General features: G+C 35.9%; 18 protein-coding genes and 2 tRNA genes. 9 read left to right on the top strand and 11 right to left on the bottom strand.

Going from position 1 to position 21,892, the window contains the following annotated elements:
- Positions 1 to 62: 62 nt before the first annotated feature.
- Both HQN62_RS01340 and HQN62_RS01335 read left to right on the top strand, forming a co-directional pair.
- Positions 63 to 485 carry a hypothetical protein gene (locus HQN62_RS01340; RefSeq protein ID WP_173503031.1) on the top strand — a complete coding sequence of 141 codons (423 nt, stop codon included), beginning with the start codon at positions 63 to 65 and terminating at the stop codon, positions 483 to 485.
- Between the two features lie 83 nt (positions 486 to 568).
- Positions 569 to 1,063: a septal ring lytic transglycosylase RlpA family protein gene (locus HQN62_RS01335; RefSeq protein ID WP_173503030.1), complete on the top strand. Its 495-nt coding sequence runs from the start codon at positions 569 to 571 to the stop codon at positions 1,061 to 1,063.
- 2 nt (positions 1,064 to 1,065) lie between these two features.
- Here the strand turns inward: HQN62_RS01335 and HQN62_RS01330 are convergent, their stop codons facing one another.
- A complete protein-coding gene (locus HQN62_RS01330; protein ID WP_116796761.1) occupies positions 1,066 to 1,533 on the bottom strand; it encodes a CYTH domain-containing protein in 468 nt (155 codons plus the stop codon).
- 177 nt (positions 1,534 to 1,710) lie between these two features.
- On the opposite strand from HQN62_RS01330, the gene dinB reads away from it, so the two are divergent.
- Both dinB and HQN62_RS01320 read left to right on the top strand, forming a co-directional pair.
- Positions 1,711 to 2,793 (top strand): DNA polymerase IV, encoded by a 1,083-nt coding sequence (dinB, locus tag HQN62_RS01325; protein ID WP_173503029.1) that lies wholly within the window; start codon positions 1,711 to 1,713, stop codon positions 2,791 to 2,793.
- Between the two features lie 94 nt (positions 2,794 to 2,887).
- Positions 2,888 to 3,403: a PAS domain-containing protein gene (locus HQN62_RS01320; protein WP_116796763.1), complete on the top strand. Its 516-nt coding sequence runs from the start codon at positions 2,888 to 2,890 to the stop codon at positions 3,401 to 3,403.
- Between the two features lie 16 nt (positions 3,404 to 3,419).
- On the opposite strand, the gene HQN62_RS01315 is transcribed toward HQN62_RS01320, so the two are convergent.
- From HQN62_RS01315 to rseP, 9 genes are all read right to left on the bottom strand, one after another.
- A complete protein-coding gene (locus HQN62_RS01315) occupies positions 3,420 to 4,367 on the bottom strand; it encodes a transglutaminase family protein (protein ID WP_173503028.1) in 948 nt (315 codons plus the stop codon).
- Between the two features lie 6 nt (positions 4,368 to 4,373).
- Positions 4,374 to 5,327 carry an alpha-E domain-containing protein gene (locus tag HQN62_RS01310; protein WP_173503027.1) on the bottom strand — a complete coding sequence of 318 codons (954 nt, stop codon included), beginning with the start codon at positions 5,325 to 5,327 and terminating at the stop codon, positions 4,374 to 4,376.
- A gap of 273 nt (positions 5,328 to 5,600) precedes the next feature.
- On the bottom strand, positions 5,601 to 5,729 hold the full coding sequence (locus tag HQN62_RS19000; RefSeq protein WP_256412695.1) for a hypothetical protein: 129 nt from the start codon (positions 5,727 to 5,729) through the stop codon (positions 5,601 to 5,603).
- A gap of 23 nt (positions 5,730 to 5,752) precedes the next feature.
- Entirely contained in the window at positions 5,753 to 6,076 is a 324-nt protein-coding gene (locus tag HQN62_RS01305) for a hypothetical protein (protein ID WP_116796766.1), read from the bottom strand.
- 29 nt (positions 6,077 to 6,105) lie between these two features.
- Positions 6,106 to 7,542, bottom strand: a complete 1,437-nt coding sequence (locus HQN62_RS01300) for a circularly permuted type 2 ATP-grasp protein (RefSeq protein ID WP_173503026.1) — start codon at positions 7,540 to 7,542, stop codon at positions 6,106 to 6,108.
- A 415-nt stretch (positions 7,543 to 7,957) separates the two neighbouring features.
- The gene (locus HQN62_RS01295; protein ID WP_173503025.1) at positions 7,958 to 9,316 is read right to left on the bottom strand and encodes an alpha-amylase family glycosyl hydrolase; all 1,359 of its coding nucleotides are present in this window, start codon (positions 9,314 to 9,316) and stop codon (positions 7,958 to 7,960) included.
- A gap of 331 nt (positions 9,317 to 9,647) precedes the next feature.
- Positions 9,648 to 9,721: transfer RNA gene (locus tag HQN62_RS01290), tRNA-Asn, on the bottom strand.
- Between the two features lie 38 nt (positions 9,722 to 9,759).
- A tRNA-Asn gene (locus HQN62_RS01285) sits at positions 9,760 to 9,833 on the bottom strand.
- 82 nt (positions 9,834 to 9,915) lie between these two features.
- Positions 9,916 to 11,259, bottom strand: coding sequence for an RIP metalloprotease RseP (rseP, locus tag HQN62_RS01280; RefSeq protein ID WP_173503024.1), 1,344 nt, complete (start codon positions 11,257 to 11,259; stop codon positions 9,916 to 9,918).
- Positions 11,260 to 11,459: 200 nt separating this feature from the next.
- On the opposite strand from rseP, the gene HQN62_RS01275 reads away from it, so the two are divergent.
- From HQN62_RS01275 to HQN62_RS01255, 5 genes are all read left to right on the top strand, one after another.
- Positions 11,460 to 12,530 carry an NADH:flavin oxidoreductase/NADH oxidase gene (locus HQN62_RS01275; protein WP_173503023.1) on the top strand — a complete coding sequence of 357 codons (1,071 nt, stop codon included), beginning with the start codon at positions 11,460 to 11,462 and terminating at the stop codon, positions 12,528 to 12,530.
- Between the two features lie 118 nt (positions 12,531 to 12,648).
- A complete protein-coding gene (locus tag HQN62_RS01270) occupies positions 12,649 to 13,689 on the top strand; it encodes a Gfo/Idh/MocA family oxidoreductase (protein ID WP_173503022.1) in 1,041 nt (346 codons plus the stop codon).
- 296 nt (positions 13,690 to 13,985) lie between these two features.
- Positions 13,986 to 15,197 carry an MFS transporter gene (locus tag HQN62_RS01265; protein ID WP_173503021.1) on the top strand — a complete coding sequence of 404 codons (1,212 nt, stop codon included), beginning with the start codon at positions 13,986 to 13,988 and terminating at the stop codon, positions 15,195 to 15,197.
- 234 nt (positions 15,198 to 15,431) lie between these two features.
- Complete coding sequence (locus tag HQN62_RS01260) at positions 15,432 to 18,269, top strand: carboxypeptidase-like regulatory domain-containing protein (protein ID WP_173503020.1); 2,838 nt, start codon at positions 15,432 to 15,434, stop codon at positions 18,267 to 18,269.
- Between the two features lie 18 nt (positions 18,270 to 18,287).
- Positions 18,288 to 19,637, top strand: a complete 1,350-nt coding sequence (locus tag HQN62_RS01255; RefSeq protein ID WP_173503019.1) for a DUF5689 domain-containing protein — start codon at positions 18,288 to 18,290, stop codon at positions 19,635 to 19,637.
- Between the two features lie 96 nt (positions 19,638 to 19,733).
- Here HQN62_RS01255 and HQN62_RS01250 read toward each other — a convergent pair whose 3' ends face one another.
- Positions 19,734 to 21,851, bottom strand: a complete 2,118-nt coding sequence (locus HQN62_RS01250) for a glycoside hydrolase family 97 protein (protein WP_173503018.1) — start codon at positions 21,849 to 21,851, stop codon at positions 19,734 to 19,736.
- Between the last annotated feature and the right edge of the window lie 41 nt (positions 21,852 to 21,892).

Below are 21,892 nucleotides of genomic sequence, written 5' to 3'. Positions count from 1 at the left end.
TTTTAAGTTGGGGTTTTTTTATGACTTTTTTGCTTATATTTGTTTAAATTAAAAAATTATTTATGTACACGATTTTACAAAAATTTCATTCAGGTTGGGCTTATATTGCATTGTTAGTTCTTGTTATCGCGGTTATTAATGCCATAATAGGAATGTCTTCTAAAAAAGAATTTACTCCAAAAGACAGAAAAATTGCTTTGTTCGGATTAATTGGAATACACGTTCAATTATTGGTTGGTATAATTTTGTATTTTGTTTCTCCGCTAGGATTAGCCTCATTTGGGCAAATGTCAGATAAAGCATTGCGTTTAACTTCATTGGAACATCCATTAATCAATATCATTGCTATCGTTTTAATTACGATTGGTTGGTCAAAACATAAAAAATTAACGACTAGTGAATCAAAATTTAAAACCTTCTCTATATTTTACGGTTTAGGATTAGTACTTATTTTAAGTAGAATCCCTTGGTCCTTGTGGTTTTAAACCCATTTTTAAAAGTCCTGAAAAGGACTTTTTTTTACCCATAATTTTTTTGCAATTCAAAAGTTTCACCTAATAAACTATAAATGAAAAAAATAATCACGCTTTTATTTATACTTGCCAATTTTGGTTTGGTAAGTGGTCAAAGTGCCATTATAAACAGCAAAAAATTTTCCATCAATAAAGACACTGTAAAAAAAACAACTAAAGTTGTCGAAAAAGAGTTTACACCAGTAACAATCGCCCCAGATACTACTACTGTTGAAACCGGAAAATTTGTATTCTTCAAAAAAAATGCCCACGCTTCTTATTATCACGACAAGTTTAACGGAAAAAGGACAGCGAGCGGAAAACGATTTGACAATCAAAAATTAACTGCAGCCCATAGAAAATTCCCCTTTGGCACTAAACTCAGAATTACCAATGAAGCCAATGGAAAAGCGGTAATAGTAGAAGTAATAGATCGCGGCCCTTTTGCAAGAGGAAGAGAAATAGATTTAAGCAAAAAAGCTTTTATGGATATTACGTCCAACAAAAGTAGTGGTGCGGTAATTGTGAAAATAGAGGAATTACAAAAATAAAATCACCAATTCTTAAAAGGATTGTTGCTTAAGTAGGCATTGTAATATCTTTTATCGTTCGTAACTTCTTCGCCTAGCCAGATTGGTTTTTCAAAAGAATCTGTTTCAGACTTTAGTTCGATTTCAGCCATAATCAGTCCTTGATTTTCACCATAAAACTCATCTATTTCAATAATATGACGACCCGTTTTGACTTCAAATCGGGTTTTGTCAATTACGCCGGATTCGCATAAAAGCAATAATTTTTCGGCTTCGTCGATTGGAATTTCCTTTTCCCATTCAAAACGAGACATACCTGATTCGTTTGAGATTCCTTTTATGGTCAAAAAACCCTTGTTGCCTTTCACACGGACTCTTACGGTTCTTTCAGGAACGGAGCTTAAATAGCCTTGTTTTATTCTGTTTTGGGTAAAAGATTCTTGTTTGAATGCATCCGAAGTAACCAAAAATTTCCTTTCTATTTCTAGCATTTTTATGTTGTTTTTTAGGAGCTTTATCCCGCTATTCGTTTCAACCTTATGAGGTGAACCCCGGCTCATAAGGATTTCCACTTCTATTAGGGCTAGTTGCGTTCATCAAAGATATTCATTTATTTTTTTAACAGTTCTGTCGTTCCATTTTTTTCAAAACGTTTCTAAATTTGTAATATGTCCGAACCACTTTCACATAGAAAAATCATACACATCGACATGGATGCTTTCTATGCTTCGGTGGAGCAAATGGACAATCCTGAGTTACGCGGAAAGCCCATTGCAGTAGGAGGTGCCGAAAATCGGGGAGTTGTTTCGGCAGCCAGTTACGAAGCCAGAAAATTTGGCGTCCGTTCTGCCATAAGTGGTGTTTTGGCCAAGAAAAACTGCCCAGAACTTATTTTTGTCCGACCTCGTTTTGATCGTTATAAAGAAATCTCAAAGAAGATCCATAAAATATTTCGTGATTATACGGATTTGGTTGAGCCTCTTTCACTTGATGAAGCCTATTTGGATGTTACCAAAAACAAAAAAGGAAATCCGAGTGCTAGTTTATTGGCACAGGAAATTCGAGAAAGAATATTTAATGAAGTTGGACTAACGGCATCGGCGGGGATTTCGGTCAATAAATTTGTTGCCAAAATTGCCAGTGATTACAATAAACCCAACGGTCAAAAGACAGTCAATCCAGATGAAGTCATTTCTTTTTTGGAACAATTACCCATTCAAAAATTCTACGGAGTAGGTAAGGTTACTGCCGAAAAAATGTTTCAACTCGGAATTTTCACGGGTTTGGATCTAAAAAGTAAATCAGTCGAATTTTTGGAAAAACATTTCGGAAAGTCGGGTGGTTTTTATTACAATGTAGTTCGTGGAATTCACAATAGTGAGGTGAAATCTAACCGGATTACAAAATCGGTAGCGGCTGAGCACACTTTTGACATCAATCTTTCCTCTGAAATATTTATGTTGGAAAAGCTTGAAAGAATTGCATTGGAATTGGAACGCCGTCTAAAAAAACATCAGATTTCGGGCAAAACGATTACGCTAAAAATAAAGTACAGCGATTTTACCCAACAGACGCGAAGCAAAACAATGCCTTATTTTATTTCAGATAAAGCGTTGATTTTTGAAACGGTTAAAGAACTATTATATCAGGAGAAAATGAAAGATTCGGTGCGGCTATTAGGAATTTCGTTAAGCAACCTAAATACGGAAATCAAAAAGACAGTTGTAGTACAGCTCAAATTTGAGTTTTGATTTTGTAAAAAACAGGTTCAACAATAGTTAAAACCTTACAATCGAGACTGTATTCTTTGGATTGTTTTTATCTTTGAATTTTAAAAGCAAAATTATGACAACTCTAAAGCAAGTCAATAATCCGAAAGCAAAGTATTTCGCCTCTTTAAAAGGAAACTCAATTCCATTAATTTCTTGGGGATTCAGTGCGATTTTTCAAACTGAAATCAAAAAGATTGTTTTAGATACCAATAAAATATCGAATCTTGCCCAAGATAAAAAATGGAAAAATGTAAATTGGAATTTTAGAAATAAGTTAGAAGAAAAAGTAATACTCATTACCGATTCTAAACTGAATATTGTTTTTGCTTCTTATAACATGCATAAAATGAATGGTTATGTTGAAAATGAAGTTCTTGGCAAAACACCAAAAATGTTTCAAGGAAAGGAAACCGTTTTAAATACTTCCAGTGAAATTAGAGAAGCTATTGCATTGCAAAAACCATTCGTTAAACAAGTTTTGAATTATAAAAAAAATGGAGAACTCTATTATTGTAATATTGAAGGTTTTCCAATTTTTAATAAAAAAGGGGAACTGGTAAACTTCATTGCATTTGAAGAAGCAGCTTAATTTTTAGCTATGAATATTATTGCTGTTGCTGATGTTGTTGCTCAATATAACTTATTTGATCGTTAATTTCCTGAGGGATTTCTTCGAGTAGGACATCATTTATTTCTTCATAATGCCTGCCGTCTTCATAGCCTATAGAAACGCATACGGAGAGCGTTTGTCTTGCCAGTCCTTTGAAAGTTCCTTTAATTGGGGTGCAATCATAAAAATTTCTACCTACAGCCAGTTTTACATGATTATCCATCGTCCATATATTATTTGTTGGATCGAGACCCAGCCAGCCTTGAGTAGGCGTATAAATTTCGACCCAGGCATGGGTTGCTCCTTCGCCGCGTAATCCGCTTTCGTAAGGACAAATGTATCCACTTACATATCTGGCAGGAATGCCTACAGTGCGGATCAACTGTAATAATACATGTGCAAAATCTTGGCAAACGCCCTTTTTAATTTCTAAAATTTCATCAATGGTGGTTTCTATATTCGTAATTCCTTTGGTGTAGGTAAAGTTATCGAATATGTATTGATTGCATAATTGCGCAATTTCGATGATGGGTTTGTCAGCTACATCTATTGCTGCCAAAATAGCTTTTATCTCCTGTTGTTTTTGAATAACTTCAGGATAACTAAGTCTCAATAAGGTTATGTTTTCGCTTTTTTCTGTCCCTATATCTTTAACAGTGGTGTTGTCAATTGCTGGTATTTTTAGCGAATGATTTACTCGAACCGTCATTCGGGATTCAATTACCATTTCTTCATGTGACTCCAGATTATTAAAATTGGCAACTCGATTGCCGTAATAGTCTTGGTAAAATTCTACGTCTGGATTATGGGTAATTAACAGTTGGTAATCGAGCACGTCTTGATTGCTAAAATTATGGGGAAATAGCCGAACCTCGTTGATGCTTTCTTTTATTGGCCAGTTGTATTGGTATTTTGTAATGTGAACTATCTTGAATATTGCCATAGTTATCTAAGTGTAGGAGAAAAATAATTTTGAAAAATCGATGGAAAATTGATTCAGTTGTGTTTTTGTAGTTTCCAGCATTTCTTCCAGTTGTTTGTCCGTCAAGTGATGATAGTCGGTAAAGTCAACATAGCTTTTTAATCTTCCAAATTGATTGTACAGTTTTCTCGCTTCACTTATTTCGCTGTCTTTGACCAGACAATCCAAATATTTATTTATTAATTCGAGTGTAAAGATTACAGAATGGGCAAAATCTTGATTAAAAATAACGTGTTGTACCACTTTTCGATTGTGCTTGATGTTGCTATAACTCTTAAGATACAATTCGTAACCCGATAGCGAAAGTAATAATCTTCGCCAGTACATTACGTCTTCATTTCCGTCTAGATTATAATTGATAGGCGCATAATAGGCTTGAGTCATTGAGATGGTTTGCAAGCATCGTTCTATCAGTTTTCCAATATTCGAAAAGCTCCATCCGAGTCCTCTTGGCATGGTTACATGCAATATGCCGTTGTAAAGTAAGAGATCTTTATTGAGTTTGTTTACAATTTGCAAGGCATCTGAGGTTTCCAGTTTTCTGGGAAGATCTGGGGAGTTCATGAAATGATACAATGAATTGATGTGTTCCCAAAGTTCTTTTGTTATTTTATCTTGCGAACCTCTGGCGTTTTCACGCGCTTTTACAACCAAATTTTTGACCGAATTATGATTCAAACTATCGCAAATAATGTATTTCAACACAAAGTTGGTGTCGTATTGCACATCATTTATTTGGTCGTGTGTTAAGTCGGTATAATATTTCAATAATGGTTTGTAACCTTGACAATCATCGGTTTCTTTGTCAAATGATAGTATGTAACTAGTATTAAGAGTTAATAACATGCCATCGGTTCTTTCCATATATCTGTTGAGCCAAAACATCCCGTCTGCAACTCGACTTAGCATATTTGCCTTCATCTGATTCGATTTATAAATTATAAAAAAACTGTAACTTTTTCAACCAAAATTATTTACTACGTCAGTTCGCAAAGGCTCGTTTGGGCGTGACCCTGTTGTGCAAAGGGGCTTACTTTTAGTGCCGCTTATACGGCCCCTTTACACAACAGCGTCGGGCTATCCGCGCTACTTCGGTAGCTAGCTTCTATCCCTCACGCAATCCCATAAATCGCCTTCTCGTAATGCTTACAAGTTCACAATGATTGACAACTATGGCCTAAATAATGCCCTATTTTAGCATTTGAAAATTATAGGTTCTACAATGGTTTCTATTATTGACTCTATGATAGGAGCCTGAGAATCTGTGTAATTGTAGAGTAAAAACATCCCGTTTGTAACTCCACTTTGCATAGTTGTTTTCATTTGAATTGGTTTTAAAATTAAGATTAATAGATTTTGATTTTATTTATAAATCGCTTGATTAAATTTTCTTCTGCTTCACTTTTTGCTGTTTCCAAATCGGATTCCTCTACAGTTTCAATGGGTTTTATTTCTTCTTTTTTTGAAACACTTTCGGGAACTGGAATTGAATCTAAATTTGGTATATCTGGATCTGCTGTTATTGTTATTTTTTTAACTTCAGGCTCATTTGAATTTTCTACTGTTGTTTCAGTTGGTTTCGCGTCGTTTAAATGTTCTAAAACCATTTCGGGTAAAAAGGCAAACTTTTTGCTTTCGTTTTTTTCTGTGTTTAAGGCAGTTGTTTTCATTTTGATTCATTTTAAAAATTAAAATGAAATTACTTTATGATCCAAGTGTCTTTGCTTCCTCCTCCTTGCGAAGAGTTGACGACCAATGAACCTTCTGTCAATGCGACTCGAGTTAATCCTCCAGGCACAATTTCTACTCCATTGGGTCCACATAAAGCATACGGTCTTAGATCTACATGGCGTAATTTCAATTGGCCATCTATTAAACAGGGAACGGTACTGAGTTGAATGATCGGTTGTGCGATAAAATTTCTGGGATTGGCCAAAATGGCTGTTTTACCATTTTCTAGTTCTTCTTGCGTAGCTTTGTTTCCCATTATCATTCCATATCCGCCGCTTCCATTGGTTTCTTTGATTACCATATTTTCCATATCGGCAAATACCAACTCTCTTTCCTCTCTGTTTTCCATTTGGTATGTTGGAACATTTTTAAGTATAGGTTCTTCGTTAAGGTAATATTTTATCATATCTGGGACGTAAGCATAGACGGCTTTGTCATCGGCAACACCATTACCGACAGCATTCACCAAGGCTACATTTCCGTGACGGTAAGCACTAATCAGTCCTGGTACGCCCAGTGTACTTTCGGGTTTAAAAACCAATGGATCGAGATACTCATCGTCCAAACGGCGGTAAATAACATCTACTTGCTGTAATCCCGAAGTGGTTTTCATGTATACTTTATTATTATTAACCACCAAGTCTCTTCCTTCCACAAGTGGAATTCCCATTTGACGGGCTAAAAAAGTATGTTCATAATAAGCCGAATTATAGACACCAGGTGTAAGTAAAACCACGTTAGGATTGGATACATTTCGTGGGGACAGCGAAACCAATATGTTATGAAATATCATCGGATAGTTTCCTACCATGCTTACTTTATTGGAGGTAAGCATATCTGGGAAAATTCGTTTGGTGATTTCGCGGTTTTCCAACATATAACTCACGCCGCTGGGACATCGCAGGTTGTCTTCAAGTACATAAAATTCTCCCTTTGCCCCCCGAATTAAATCAATTCCTGCGATATGCACATGAATATTATGCGGCACTTTTATCCCGTGAACTTCTTGTATATAATGAGGGCAAGATGCTATTAATGAAGCGGGGATTATGCCATCTTTTACAATGTGTTGTCCATTATAAACATCTTCCAAAAATAAATTAAGGGCTTTTAATCGTTGTTTGATTCCAGTTTCCACTTCGCTCCATTCAGCTTTTGTGATGATTCTGGGAATGATGTCAAACGGGAAAATTCTTTCTATTCCTTGATTATTGTCGCTATAAACTGTAAATGTTATACCTTGATTCATGAACAAATCCGAAGCCTGAATTTGTTTATCGTTTAGACTTTCCGGATTTAGATTTTGTAATGTGTGAAGAACTTGAGCATAGGAATCTCTAACGCCTTCATTTGAGAACATCTCGTCCCACCCTTTTGGGTTTAGCTGTGGTACCAATTTCATCATATTTCTCAGTATTAAATAATTAATATTTCAGTTTAATATGAGCTGTTAAGGCTGAATTTTGAACTAATTTATTAAATTATTATCACTGAAATAGTTAATGATGTGATTATTTGATAATTTATATGACTTTCTTTTTTAGCCAAACTTTTTTTATCAATTCTAATTTTTTTGATTCAATTTTTTTTTGATTTCGCATTCGCTAAATTGAGTTTTTAAGACTGTAGCAATTTAAATAGTGGGTATTTTGTAGTTTGATTTTAAAATGAGTTTCGTTTTTTAATAGGGAGTGGTGATAAAGATTTTAATACTTTGAATTAAAGAAAGAAAGATTAAAGCAAAAAAAGACCATCATTGTGATGGTCTTTTTTGAAAGTTGTATTTCTTAACTGAATCTGCTGTTTATTTGTTTTACAAATCAATATTCATAAACTTCATAACCCCAAGGTTTCATTTTCCATTCTTTGGAGCTTAAAGTTTCTTCATTTTCTTTGAAGACATTATGTGCTTTTCCTGTCAAAGAATTGTCTTTTATGGATACAGCTTGTTCGTTTGCGGAAAAATTAAGAATTACTAAAACTTTTTTGTTTCCTTTTTCTCTTACATAGGCGTAAATCGCTTTGTCGTCTCCCAAGTGTACTTTTTTGAAGGAGGCATTAGCGGAAAGTGCTTCGTTGTTCTTTCTTAGATTCAGCAATGTCGTGTAGAATTTTTCTCTTTGAAAATTTTTAAACTTTATAGGATCTTTGTCGAAAAACTTTAATGCCCTTAAAACGGGTTCTTCCTGTCCACTGTAAATTAATGGAATGCTGTTTTTCATGGTTTGAGTAAATACCGCAAACGGCTCATGAATAATTCCTGGAAAAGTTCCAAAATCGGCATGATTCCAGCTATTTTCATCGTGATTGCTGGTGAAATACATTTGAATCGTATTTTTTGGGTATAAGGTTTCATTTTCCTTGTTGATGCTGTCCAAAGCAAGGGCTGATTTTTCGCCTTTGGCTACTTTTTCCATCATTTTGAACATGTGCCAAGGGTAAACGGCATCAAAACCGCTTTTTGGTAGGTAAGTGCTGTCTCCTTCGGCGAGCATAAAGATATTCTTCATTTTTTTCAGTTCCGGAATGGACTTACGCCAAAAAGAAGCCGGAACGTTCCAGGCAACGTCACATCGAAATCCGTCTATATTCGTGTCTTCAATCCAGTATTTCATTGCGCGAATCATACTGTCCTGCAATACAGGATTTTTATAATTTAATTGTCTTGTGTCTGCCCAATCAAATGCTACTGCCGGTTTGCCGGAGCTGTCTTTTAGGAAGAAATCCGGGTGTTGCGTAATCCATCGATGGTCTGCTCCGGTGTGATTGGGTACCCAATCAATTAATACTTTCATTCCTTTCTCATGAATAGCCTCTACAAGTTTCTTAAAGTCATCCATTGTGCCAAATTCAGGATTAACCGCGGTATAGTCGGAAACGGCATAATAACTTCCTAAAGACCCTTTTCTGTCCAATTTACTGATAGGATTAATTGGCATGAACCAAATCGTTTGGACTCCCATCGCTTTTAGCCGGTCAAGATGTTTTGCAAATGAATTGAAAGTCCCTTCAGGCGTGTATTGGCGAACGTTGACCTCATAAATATTGCCTTGCATGATCCAAGCGGGATGACCGTCGATTTGACTGTTGTCGTCGTTATTTGATAACTTGTTGTTTTGACAGCATATCAAAGAAAAAATCAATGCAATAAGCACAAATGAAATAGAGAGTTTTTTCATAACGGAGAAAATTAATGATTGAAATAAGTTTACGTTTTGAAGTGCTTTAGTTTATGGAAATATTGGGAAAACGTTTTTCTATAATTGCACAAGCTAGAGAAGTACCAATTTAGTGATTTATTAAACAAACTTCAAATGAAATGGGAGATAATATCATAATTATCAGGTCATTTTGATAATTGAAGATATAAGTATCTTCATGGAAGATAAGCTTAATTTGTGGAATTAGGCTTGAATCAACTTAGATCTTGAATCATTTTTTTTTGGATAAAAAAGAGTTGAGTTTTGAGCAAAAAAAAAGACCATCATCGCTGATAGTCTTTTTAATAAGCTCCCTCTCTTGGGCTCGAACCAAGGACCCTCTGATTAACAGTCAGATGCTCTAACCAACTGAGCTAAGAAGGAATCACCTTAAAGGTAAATATGTTTGCTAAAAAAAGTTGCTCCCCCTCTTGGGCTCGAACCAAGGACCCTCTGATTAACAGTCAGATGCTCTAACCAACTGAGCTAAGGAGGAAGTTGTTGCTCTTTTTAGCGAGTGCAAATATAGGATTAAATTTAAATGTAGCAAACAAAAAAAGCAAAAATAACATTCTTTTTTATTTACCTACAATCGCTTTATAAATATCATTTCCATTCGCAAAAAGCAATAGACTGATAAGTAGTACAAAACCAACCATTTGGGCATTTTCAAGGAATTTGTCGCTTGGTTTTTTACCGCTTACGATTTCAAACAATAAAAACATCACATGTCCTCCGTCAAGTGCCGGAATAGGCAATAAGTTCATAACTCCAAGCATTATCGATAATATAGCCGTGATGCTCCAGAAAACTTCCCAGCTCCAAGAACTTGGAAAAATATTATAAATGGCATGAAATCCTCCTACTTGTTTGTACGCTTTGGTTTCTGGATTGAAAATCATTTTTAATTGTTTTCCGTATCCAACCAATTGGTCTTTTCCTTTTTCAATTCCAAAAGGGATTGATTCAAGGAAACTGTATTTTTGATGCGTAATTTTGTAATAACCCAGTTTCTCAAGTGTTTCAAGTCCTAAAGCGCCTATTGAAACTCCCATTTTTCCAACATTCGAAACAACTACGTTAATAGCTACTTCTTTTTGATTACGTAAAACGACAGCAGGAATGGTTTTGTTTTTGTTTTTTTCTAAAACAGATTGTACTTCATCAAGATATTTTGTTTTTTGACCATTTAAAGACACAATAATATCTTTTGCTTTAAGCTCTTTGTTTAAAGATTCTGTTGGAACTTCTGTGATTGCAAATGGAACTCGTATTGCTACCAAAGGAGCTTTCTCGAATTTAGATAATTGATCTATAAAATCATTTGGCATTTTTATTGTTTGTTCGATGCCGTTTCTTTCAATAACCACATCTTTAGCCAAGATAATTTTAGAACTGATTTCCTTGTCAAAACGTACAATTTTTTCTCCATCAACAGCAACGATTTTATCACCCGATTTGAATCCCGCATTTATCATCGCTTGATTTTCGATCAAAAGACCGTCTTTCATATCGGCATTTGAAATATAGGAATCTCCATAAGCATAAGCCATACCAATATAGATAATGAAAGCAAGTATAAAGTTTACCGTTACACCACCCAACATTATTATCAAACGTTGCCAAGCTGGTTTGGATCTAAATTCCCAGGGTTGTGCAGGCAAAGCCATTTGTTCCTTGTCCATGCTTTCGTCGATCATACCGGATATTTTTACATAACCGCCAAGAGGCAACCAGCCAATTCCGTATTCGGTTTCGCCAATTTTCTTTTTTAGAAGGGAATATTTTAAGTCAAAAAATAAATAAAATTTCTCGACTCTGGTTTTGAATAATTTTGCAGGAATGAAATGCCCTAATTCGTGAAGTATAATAAGTAATGATAAGCTCAATAAAAATTGAGAAAGCTTGATAACTATTTCCATTTTTTAATTTTCGGTTCTTTAATGACGGACAAAAGTACTATTTTCTATTTTATTATTTGCGCTATATTTTTTTGGATCGTTTTAAATGTTTGTTAATTAATGCATTTTTCATTTTTATTTTAAAGTTAGTGCAATAACTTTACTACATAAAAATCTTGTTTTAATGCTGTTTGGCTTAAAACATTAATATACTTGTATTTATGTCTTCACAATTATTTTCTCCATTACAAATAAAAAGTATCACACTCAAAAACAGAATTACAGTTTCACCAATGTGCCAATATTCGGCGGAGGATGGCTTTGCCAATGATTGGCATTTGGTACACCTTGGCAGTCGGGCTACGGGTGGCTCAGGTTTAATCATTCAGGAAGCCACAGCCATTTCTCCTGAAGGGAGAATTTCTCCTAGTGATTTAGGTATTTGGAGCGATGATCATATCAAAAAATTACAGTCTATCACTAAGTTTATCATTAGTCAGGATTCAGTTCCAGGAATACAATTGGCTCACGCCGGCAGGAAAGCCAGTGTTTCGTCACCTTGGTACGGTAATAAAAAATTGACCCAAAATCAAGGTGGATGGGAAACTTTTGCACCAAGTGCAATTGGTTATCACGATAATGAGCAAACTCCTACTGCATTGGATAAAGCGGGAATCCAAAAAGTAATTGCCGATTTTAAATTGGCCACCAGAAGAGCCGAGAAAGCAGGATATCAAGTCCTTGAAATTCACGCAGCACACGGTTATTTGTTGCACCAATTTTTGTCGCCTTTGTCCAATTCGAGAACGGATGAGTATGGGGGGGCTTTCGAAAATCGTATTCGATTACTTCTGGAAGTGCTCCAGGCGGTTCAGTCTGAATGGTCCAAAGAACTTCCTTTAATGGTGAGAATCTCAGCTACAGATTGGGCTGATGGAGGTTGGAACGCTGAAGAATCAGTGCGACTTTCTAAAATTTTGAAGGAGAAAGGAGTCGATATAATTGATGTTTCTTCAGGTGGCTTGGTGTCTCATCAACAAATTCCTTTAGGGCCTAATTATCAAGTTCATTTTGCCGAAAAAATTAAAAAGGAAACGGGGATTTTGACCGGAGCGGTTGGTTTGATTACTACTTCTCAACAAGCGGAAGCGATTGTAGCGAGCGGTAAAGCGGATCTCGTTTTATTTGCGAGAGAGTCGCTTAGAAATCCGAATTTAGGATTGACTTTTGCTCAGGAATTGGGTGTTGATGTTCAATGGCCGAAACAATATGACAGAGCTAAAATGAGATAAGTTCTTGTTTAAACGTTTTGCTGCAAGATCTTTTTTTGACCTTGTAGGTATTAAATTTAAAATCATACCTACAAGGTTTTTGGAAACCTTGCAGGATTGTAAACTACCATAAAAAGATATGCAAAAAATAAAAACCGCACTACTGTCTTATGGAATGTCTGGAAAAGTTTTCCATGCTCCTTTTTTGGATTTTCATCCAGGATTTGAATTGGTTGGTTCTTGGGAAAGAAGTAAACAATTAATTCAATTGGATTATCCAAATGTAAAAAGTTATCCAACTCTAGAAGAAGTGCTTCAGGATGATATTGATTTGGTTATTGTAAATACGCCGGTTGGAACTCATTTTGAATATGCCAAGCAAGTTTTGCTTGCCGGGAAAAATGCGGTGGTGGAAAAAGCCTTTACTACTACAGTTGCCGAAGCTCAGGAATTAGTGAATTTGGCCAAAGAAAAAGGATTGAAGCTTTCGGTTTTCCAAAATCGAAGATGGGACAGTGATTTTAAAACCGTACAAAAAGTGGTTGCCGATAAAGTATTGGGCGAATTGGTGGAAGCCGAATTTCATTTTGATCGTTATAATCCACTTTTGAGTCCAAAAGGACATAAGGAAACTGTTAATTCTGGTGCTGGAATTCTGAAGGATTTAGGGCCACATTTAATTGACCAAGCATTGTTTTTATTTGGGTTTCCCCAAAGTGTTTTTGCCGATATTCGAGTAACACGAGAACATTCTTTGGTAGATGATTGGATTGATATTTTGCTATATTATGCAGATTTTAGAGTGCGATTAAAAGCTGGCTTTTTTGTTCGAGAAGCTAATCCTGCGTATGTTATTCACGGGAAAAAAGGTTCTTTTCTGAAACCACGTGGTGATGTTCAGGAAGATGATTTAAAACTAGGGAAGAAACCAAATCTTACCACGTGGGGTACTGAAGCTCCGGGTAACGAAGGATTGTTGCATACAGAGATAGACGGAAGAATTATTAAGGAGAAAGTCGAAACATTACAGGGAAATTATTATGATTTTTTTGAAGGTGTTTATCAGTCAATTATTAGTGATACCAAAGAACCGGTTACAGCTAAAGAAGGATTGCAGGTAATGCAAATTATTGAAGCTGCTATTGAAAGTAATGCTCAAGGAAAAGTCATTATGTTGTAATGAATGATGTTTTTTAGCACTCAATATCTCGTTTTATAGCTTGGGTGAGGGATAAAAGCTAGCTACCGAAGTAGCGCGGATAGCCCGACAGCATTAGGGAAATGGGCCGACTAAGCGATATGCTAAGTTGGCCCATTTTTCTAATGGTGGCACCCCCAGACTATTTTTATTTTGGATAAAATTGGTTTGTTTTTCTAACAATAACGTTGTAATTTATTGTTGAGGAAGGGTTTGTGTCTTTGGATTGTTTCTTTTCGTACTTTTGACACAAAGGATTCCCAAAAAAAACAACTATTTTGATAGATTTAAATTTTTTAGGTCGGTTTAAGGCCAAGGGCAAATACAAGAAAAACTATCGAGATGCGAAAGCGTCTTATTTGGTTAGAATTCGATGGGCAGTATCAATGTTCTATTTTGCTATGGGATTGTGTTTTGCTACTTGGGCAAGTCGTATTCCAACCATAAAAGCAGCCTTGAACTTAAGCGATGGTCAATTAGGAAGCATTCTTTTTGCTTTGCCTGTTGGACAATTAACGATGATGTATTTTTCAGGTAAATTGGTTACTCGTTATGGAAGTCATCGGATTTTGCCTTTTGCAATTGTGATGTATGCGGTGAGTTTAACGAATATTGGACTGGCGCAAAATGCGTGGCAATTGGCGCTTGGATTATATGCTTTCGGAATCTTTGGTAACCTGACTAATATTTCTGTAAACACTCAAGGGGTTTATACAGAAGGACTTTTTAGAAGAACAATTATGTCTTCATTCCACGGGATGTGGAGTTTGGCAGGATTTACTGGTGCATTGGTAGGATTGGGAATGTTGGCATTGCAACTCAGTACATATACCCATTTCCTAATTGTTGCTTTTATTGCATTTTTGTTGATTGCATCAAATTTTAAATTTTTGATTAAGGCCAAAGAAACCATTAAAACAGAGAAGAAAAAAGGATTCAGTAAACCAGATGCTACGTTAGTTTTGCTTGGAGTTATTGGATTTTGTTGTATGGCCAGTGAAGGAATTATGTTTGATTGGAGTGGTGTTTTTTTTAAAGACATAGTCAAAGCGCCTGGCGCTTTAATAATTTTAGGTTACACTTCATTTATGATTATGATGGCGAGTGGTCGTTTTTTCGGAGATAAATTAATCAATAGATTTGGGCGAAAAACGGTAATCAAAATTAGTGGAATTATGATTTCATCCGGTTTCTTTACCGCAGTTGCTTTTCCTTATATAATACCCTCAATGATTGCTTTTATGATTATTGGATTGGGAGTTTCTACAGTTGTGCCTACTTTGTATAGCATTGCAGGTAAACATCCAACAATACCAACTGGCGAAGCTTTGACCACTGTTTCAAGTGTGAGTTTTCTTGGATTTTTGATGGGTCCACCTGTTATAGGGTACATTGCCGAACTTTTTAGTTTGCGATTTTCATTCGCCTTTATTGGGATTTTTGGTTTTTTTATCGCTTTTATGGTTAGCCGAATTAAAGCTATTGATTAAATACTAAGAATTTTTTTCTATTTGTTATACTACTTAATAGTTTTTTTCTTAAGTTTATCGCTTGAAATTTAATTGAATACTTTTTTTATTCGATTGAAAATTAAGATGCCACACCTAATTTAGGTCTTTACAATTCTTTTTTCCAAAACTATTTTATCCTTTTTTTAAACAAATCTAATTTTTGGAGGCGTTGTATTTTGCATACAATGTGTTCCATATGTTTACAAAACAAGTATGGGTAAATTTTTGTTAGGAATACTTTTATTATTGAAAATGTCTTTTGTTTGTGCCCAAAAACCAACAGGAATTAAGGGAAAAATCATTGATGCTAAAACTCAAAAGCCATTAGAAAATGTAGTGGTTACGATTTCAAACACACAGTTGATGCAACTCACGTCAAGTGATGGTGTTTTTAGTTTTTATGCTGTGGTTCCTGGAAATCAATTGTTGCTTTTGCATAGTCAAGGATTTAAGGACGTAATACTTCCTGTTGTAATTACACAAGACCAAATGTTGGATTTGGGCGCTGTTCCATTAGAGGATAATCAAACTTCGGAGCAACAGGCGGGAACAATCGCGCTTCTCGAAAGTGATTTAAGCGATGATAATAGTGGTTCCGAGAGCACTTCGGGACTTCTACAATCTTCCAGAGATGCTTTTCAACAAGCGGCGGCTTTCAATTGGGGTCAGGCTCGATTTAGGATTCGTGGGTTAGACAGTCAATATGCAACGACGATGATCAATGGTGTTACGATGAACAAATTATTTGACGGGAGGCCGCAATGGGGCAATTGGGGCGGATTGAATAATGTGGTTCGGAATCAGGAATTCACGGTAGGTTCTTTTCCTTCAGATTATGCTTTTGGCGGGATTTTGGGCACTCAGGAAATTAATACCCGTGCTTCGATTTATAAACCTGGAATGATTTTATCTTTTTCGGGAACCAATACCAATTACGATTGGCGAATGATGGGAACCTACGCTTCTGGAATGAACAATAAAGGCTGGGCATTTGTGGTTTCGGCAGGAACGCGTTGGGCTGAGGAAGGATATTTTGAAGGAACAAATTATAATGCTTTAGCGGGTTTTATCAGTGTGGAAAAGAAAATAAATGACCACCATTCTTTGAATTTCTCCGGATTTTATACACCCAATTCGAGAGCCAAAAATTCACCAAATACCGCTGAAGTAACTGAATTAACGAGCGAAAAGTACAATTCGTATTGGGGTTGGCAGGACGGCAAAAAGCGTAATGCCAGAATTAAAACTATTGAGGAGCCTATTTTGATGCTGAATCATTTTTATACCATCAATGAATATTCGACGCTGAATTCGAGTTTGACCTATCAATTTGGAAAAATTACCAATAGCAACATCGACTATCAAAACGGCAACAGCCCGGATCCAACATATTACAGAAAAATGCCGAGCTATTACAGTTCGATGTATGCGCCGGATAACGGAGAGTTTTCTGGAGAATTTACTCCCGATTATGAGAATGCTGGGAAAAGCAGGGAACAGTTTCTAGCAAATAGCCAAATCGATTGGAATGCTTTGTACAATGCGAATCAAACTCCAGTTTTGGATTCCAATGGGAAAATAACAGGCTATATTCCCGCCAAAAGCAATTGTGTTTTGTACGAAGATCGAACGGACGACCAAACGATAACGGCCAATTCTAACTTCAATACACAAATAAGTGACAATCTTTTCTTGACGGCAGGAGGTTTTTACAGTCATTTAAAATCCCATAATTACCAACAATTAACGGACTTATTAGGAGGTTTGTATTTTGATGATATCGATGTTTTTTATAATGGAAATCAAGCGCAATCGGATTTGAATCATCCCGACAGGCAGGTTGTTGAAGGTGATACGTATGGTTACAATTTTAATTATGTTGCGAATACGTTCAACGTTTTTACCAATTTTAAATTTACATATGATAAAGTCGATTTTTATTTGGCACAAAATTTCATAAGTACGAATTATCAACGTGAAGGTTTGTATCAAAACGGAATTTATCCGACGAATTCTTTTGGGAAAAGTGAGAAAGTTCAATTTGAAAATTTTGGTTTTAAAGGCGGAATTCTTTTCAAAATTTCGGGTAGGCAGCAGTTTAGTTTTAATGGTGCTTATCTTTCTAATGCTCCAGCCATCAGAAATACATTTCCCAATGCGAGATTAAACAATTCGGTAGTTGCGGGTATCCAAAATGAAAACATAAATAGTTTCGATGCGAGTTATTTTTACAGAACTCCAAGATGGCAAACCCGTCTCACTCTTTTTTATGCCAAAATAAAGAACGTTACACAAACTTCTTTCTTTTATGCTGAAGGAATATTTGATGATGGAGCAGGATATGCAAATACAGATGCTTTTGTAAGCCAGACTTTAACACATTTGGATATAAAGAATTTCGGTGCCGAATTTAGTTTTCAATACCAATTAACCCCAACGCTAATGACTAATTTTTCGGCAGCTTACGGTCAGTTTACGTTTGACAGCAATCCGAATGTCACCATAACCAATGACGCTCAAGCCACTGCTGAAAATCCCAATCCCGTATTTGATTTTGGAACTTCATCAATGAAAAACTATAATCAGGCGGGAATGCCACAACAGGCTTTTGCTTTAGGAATCGAATATAGAGATCCCAAATATTGGTGGATTGGGGCCAATATCAATTATTTAGCAAATAGTTTTATAGATATTTCGCCTATCTCAAGAACGGCTACATTTTATAAAAATCCTGCAAGCGGTTTCAATTTTCCTGAAGCTTCAGAGGAAAGAGCGAGGGAGTTATTGAGTCAAGAAGAGTTTGAGCCCATTACTTTGTTGAACATTTCAGGAGGGAAATCATGGAAAGTTAAAGGAAAGAATATCGGACTTTTTGCAACGTTAAATAATGTTTTGGATTTGAAATACAAAACAGGAGGATATGAGCAAGCTAGAAATGCCAATTTCAGACAACTCAACCAAGATGTTTCCAGTGGGACTCCCAATTTTGGCAACAAATATTTTTATGGTTACGGGCGGACGTATTTTGTAAACCTGTACATCAATTTATAAATTTTAAAATAGAAGAAGATGAGTTTAAAATTCTACACTGTTTTTTTAGGAATTGCAATAACTTTTGCTAGCTGTGCAAGGGAAGAATTTGATGTGCCAAAACTAACCTGCACTCAACCCGATTTGAAAGTAAACCGCACTGTTGAAGAAGTGCGAGCTGCGACAAGTTCCATAGTGACTCAATACACCTACGATGATGTTATTGAAGCATATGTGGTTTCCAGTGATGAGGCTGGGAATTTTTTCAAAACGATATCGTTTCAAACATTGGCAACCGCCACAACTCCAGCGATGGGTTTTAGCGTTCCTGTTGATGCTTCGAATACATACATTGATTTTCGATTAGGGAATAAAGTTTATATCAAAATAAAAAATCAATACACGGATATTTACTTCGGAGGAATGCGTATAGGAAGTATTTATGTGAATACGTATAATGAAGGTGGCGTTGGACGAATTTCTCCAAATGATTATAAAAAAGTACTGAACGCTTCTTGCACAATGGTGAGTGAGGAACTTTTAGTTCGGCCTATTTCAATAACCGATTTGCTGCAGGATTCAAACATCAATACGTTGGTTGAATTGTCGGAGGTACAATTTACAAATGATGCGATTGGGAGACATTATTATGAAGAATCCAATGATATTGGTGGTGGAACCAATTGGAGTTTGATGGATAAATTAGGGAATCGGGTGTTGTTTCGAACTAGTAGTTTTGCTGATTTTGCTGATAAAATTGTTCCCGACGGAAGGGGAAAAGTAAAAGGAGTTTTGACCAAGTTTGGTTCAGATTATCAATTGTTGGCACGATCCGAAAAAGATGTGAACCTTACAGGTGCTGCTGCAGTCCCGTTCTTTTCCGAAAACTTTCAAAGTGTCGAAACCAATACCAAACTCAATCTTCCGGGCTGGACAAACATGGTACAAAAAGGAACAAAGTTTTGGCTTGGGACAATGTATGCAGGAAATGGATATGCGGAGTTTAATACAACAGGAACAAAAGTAGCGTCCAATATAGCTTGGTTGATTTCTCCAAAAATTGATATGGATGTACATACCAATGAAGTGCTTACTTTTAGATCGGCGCAGCATCACCTGGATGTGGATTCACCTTTAAATTCGCTAGAAGTGTATGTCTCCAAAAACTTTGACGGCTTGAATATTGACAAAGCCACGTGGATTCCGCTCAAAGTTACATTGCCTAAACAAGCGACACCTTGGTATCAGTTTGTGGGTTCTGGCGGAGTGGATTTATCAAGTTATACTGGGAAAATAAACATTGCGTTCAAGTACACGGGTTCGGGTAAAAACCTTGCTTTGGATGGTGCTTTTCAAGTGGACGATGTTCAGATTTATGGGGATAAGTAATTAAACACAAATTCCACAGATTTTCACAAAATACTTTGTGAAAATCTGTGGAATCTGAGTTCAGAAAGCCAATCTTAATCTGTCTATGGCGATTTCTTATTTTTTGTTTTCAATAATACTTATTGCGTAACCGCCTCCTGAGGCACTCAATTGTGAAAGTTTAGAGGTATTGGTTACCTGTATTTTTCGAACAGTATATGCTTGTGGGTTTGTTTTGTAATTGGCATCTTTTCCATCAGCATAAATTGTGGCGGTGTATTTTTTTCCTTTTTCCAAGAAAGAAAAATTGATGTTCGAAGTACGAGGTTCGTACCCATTTACATTCCCAATAAACCAGTTATTTGTTCCTTTTGCTTTTCTTGCTACTGTTATATATTGACCAGGTTCTGCTTCTAGATAGTTGCTTTCACTCCAATCTACCGCTACATCTTTAATGAATTGGAATGCATCAGGAAATTTATTGTAGTGTTCCGGAAAATCTGCCGCCATTTGCAATGGACTGTAAAGCGTTACGTATAATGCCAATTGATTGGCGATAGTACTGTTTACGTGCGACTTATTGTTGGGACTAAATTTGCTCAAATCCATTTCGAAAATTCCTGGAGTATAATCCATTGGTCCGCCAATTAATCTAGTAAAAGGCAATAATGTAACGTGGTTTGGTTTTGATCCGCCAAAAGCTTGATATTCTGTTCCTCTCGCAGCTTCGTTACCAATTAAGTTTGGATAGGTTCTGCAAATACCTGTTGGTCTAACCGCTTCATGGGCATTAACCATAATTTTATATTCAGCTGCTTTTTCTATGGCATATTGATAATGGTTTATCATAAATTGGTTGTAATGATTATCGCCATTCGATATGATACTACCTACGTAGCCACTTTTTACGGCATCATATCCATTGTCTTTCATGAATTGATACGCTTTATCCATATGACGTTCATAGTTGCGAACCGACCCAGATGTCTCGTGGTGCATAATCATTTTTACACCTTTGGATTTTGCATATTCATGCAAGGCTTTTACATCAAAATCTGGATAAGGAGTTACAAAGTCAAAAACATAGTCTTTGTAATGACCAAACCAATCTTCCCAACCTTCATTCCAGCCTTCAACCAATACTCCCCCAAAACCATTTGCGGCAGCAAAATCAATATATTTCTTCACATTTGCATTGTTTGCGCCATGTGTACCGTTAGGTTTTGCTTTAGAAAAATCAGTAACACCAAGTTGTACTGATGGAAATTCATCTGTATAAGACCATGAACTTTTTCCAGAAATCATTTCCCACCATACACCAACGTATTTTATCGGTTTAATCCAAGAGGTATCTTCGATTTTACAAGGGTCATTCAAATTTAAAGTCATTTTTGAAGCCAGAATTTCTCTAGCGTCGTCACTTACAATAATGGTACGCCAAGGCGAATGTGCTGGAGCTTGAATATATCCTTTGGCGCCTTTTTCATCAGGAGTTAGCCAAGATTCAAACACCATATTTTTATCATCCAAATTCAAGTGCATACAAGAATAATTAATCAATGCAGCTTCGTGTAAATTGATATACAATCCGTCAGCTGTTTTCAGCATAAGGGAAGTTTGTACACCAGTTGGTGAAAAGGAAGTTTGGGATAAATTATCAGTTTTCGCCTTTTCGGTTAGTCCTCTTATTTCTGATAATTTAGAAGTGGTGTAATCGTATTCTTGTGTGTCATAATCTCCAGGAATCCAAAAAGCAGTATGATCTCCAGTCATTGCAAATTGAGTTCTTTCCTCTTTTATGACAAAATAAACTAAGTTTTTTTGTGTTGGAAATTCATATCGAAATCCTAAACCGTCATTAAACAGGCGAAAACGAATAATGATTTGTCTGTCTGTTTCCTTCTGTTTTAGCGTAACGGCTAATTCGTTATATTGATTTCTGATGTTTTCTACTTCGCCCCAAACAGGTTTCCAAGTTTCATCAAAAGAGTTTGTTTTGGTATCAATTATTGTAAAATCATTCAATAACGATTTTTTGTCGTCTTTAAGTTCAAGGCCTAATTTACTTGGCTTTATGACAGTTTTGTTTTTGTAGTTTAAGCTATAACTTGGAGTTCCGTCTTTTTGTAGAGTAAATTCCATAATGAATTTTCCATTAGGGGATTTCAACTGTTGGGAATTGACAGACTGCAAAACCAAAAAACAGAACAGAGCTGTATAAAGTAAATGTTTCATTGTTTTTAATATAAATTAGAGATTGATTTTTTTGAATGGCT

It is taken from the genome of Flavobacterium sp. M31R6 (genome assembly GCF_013284035.1).
Taxonomy (GTDB): Bacteria; Bacteroidota; Bacteroidia; order Flavobacteriales; family Flavobacteriaceae; genus Flavobacterium.
This window is presented reverse-complemented; position numbering and strand designations above follow the sequence as displayed.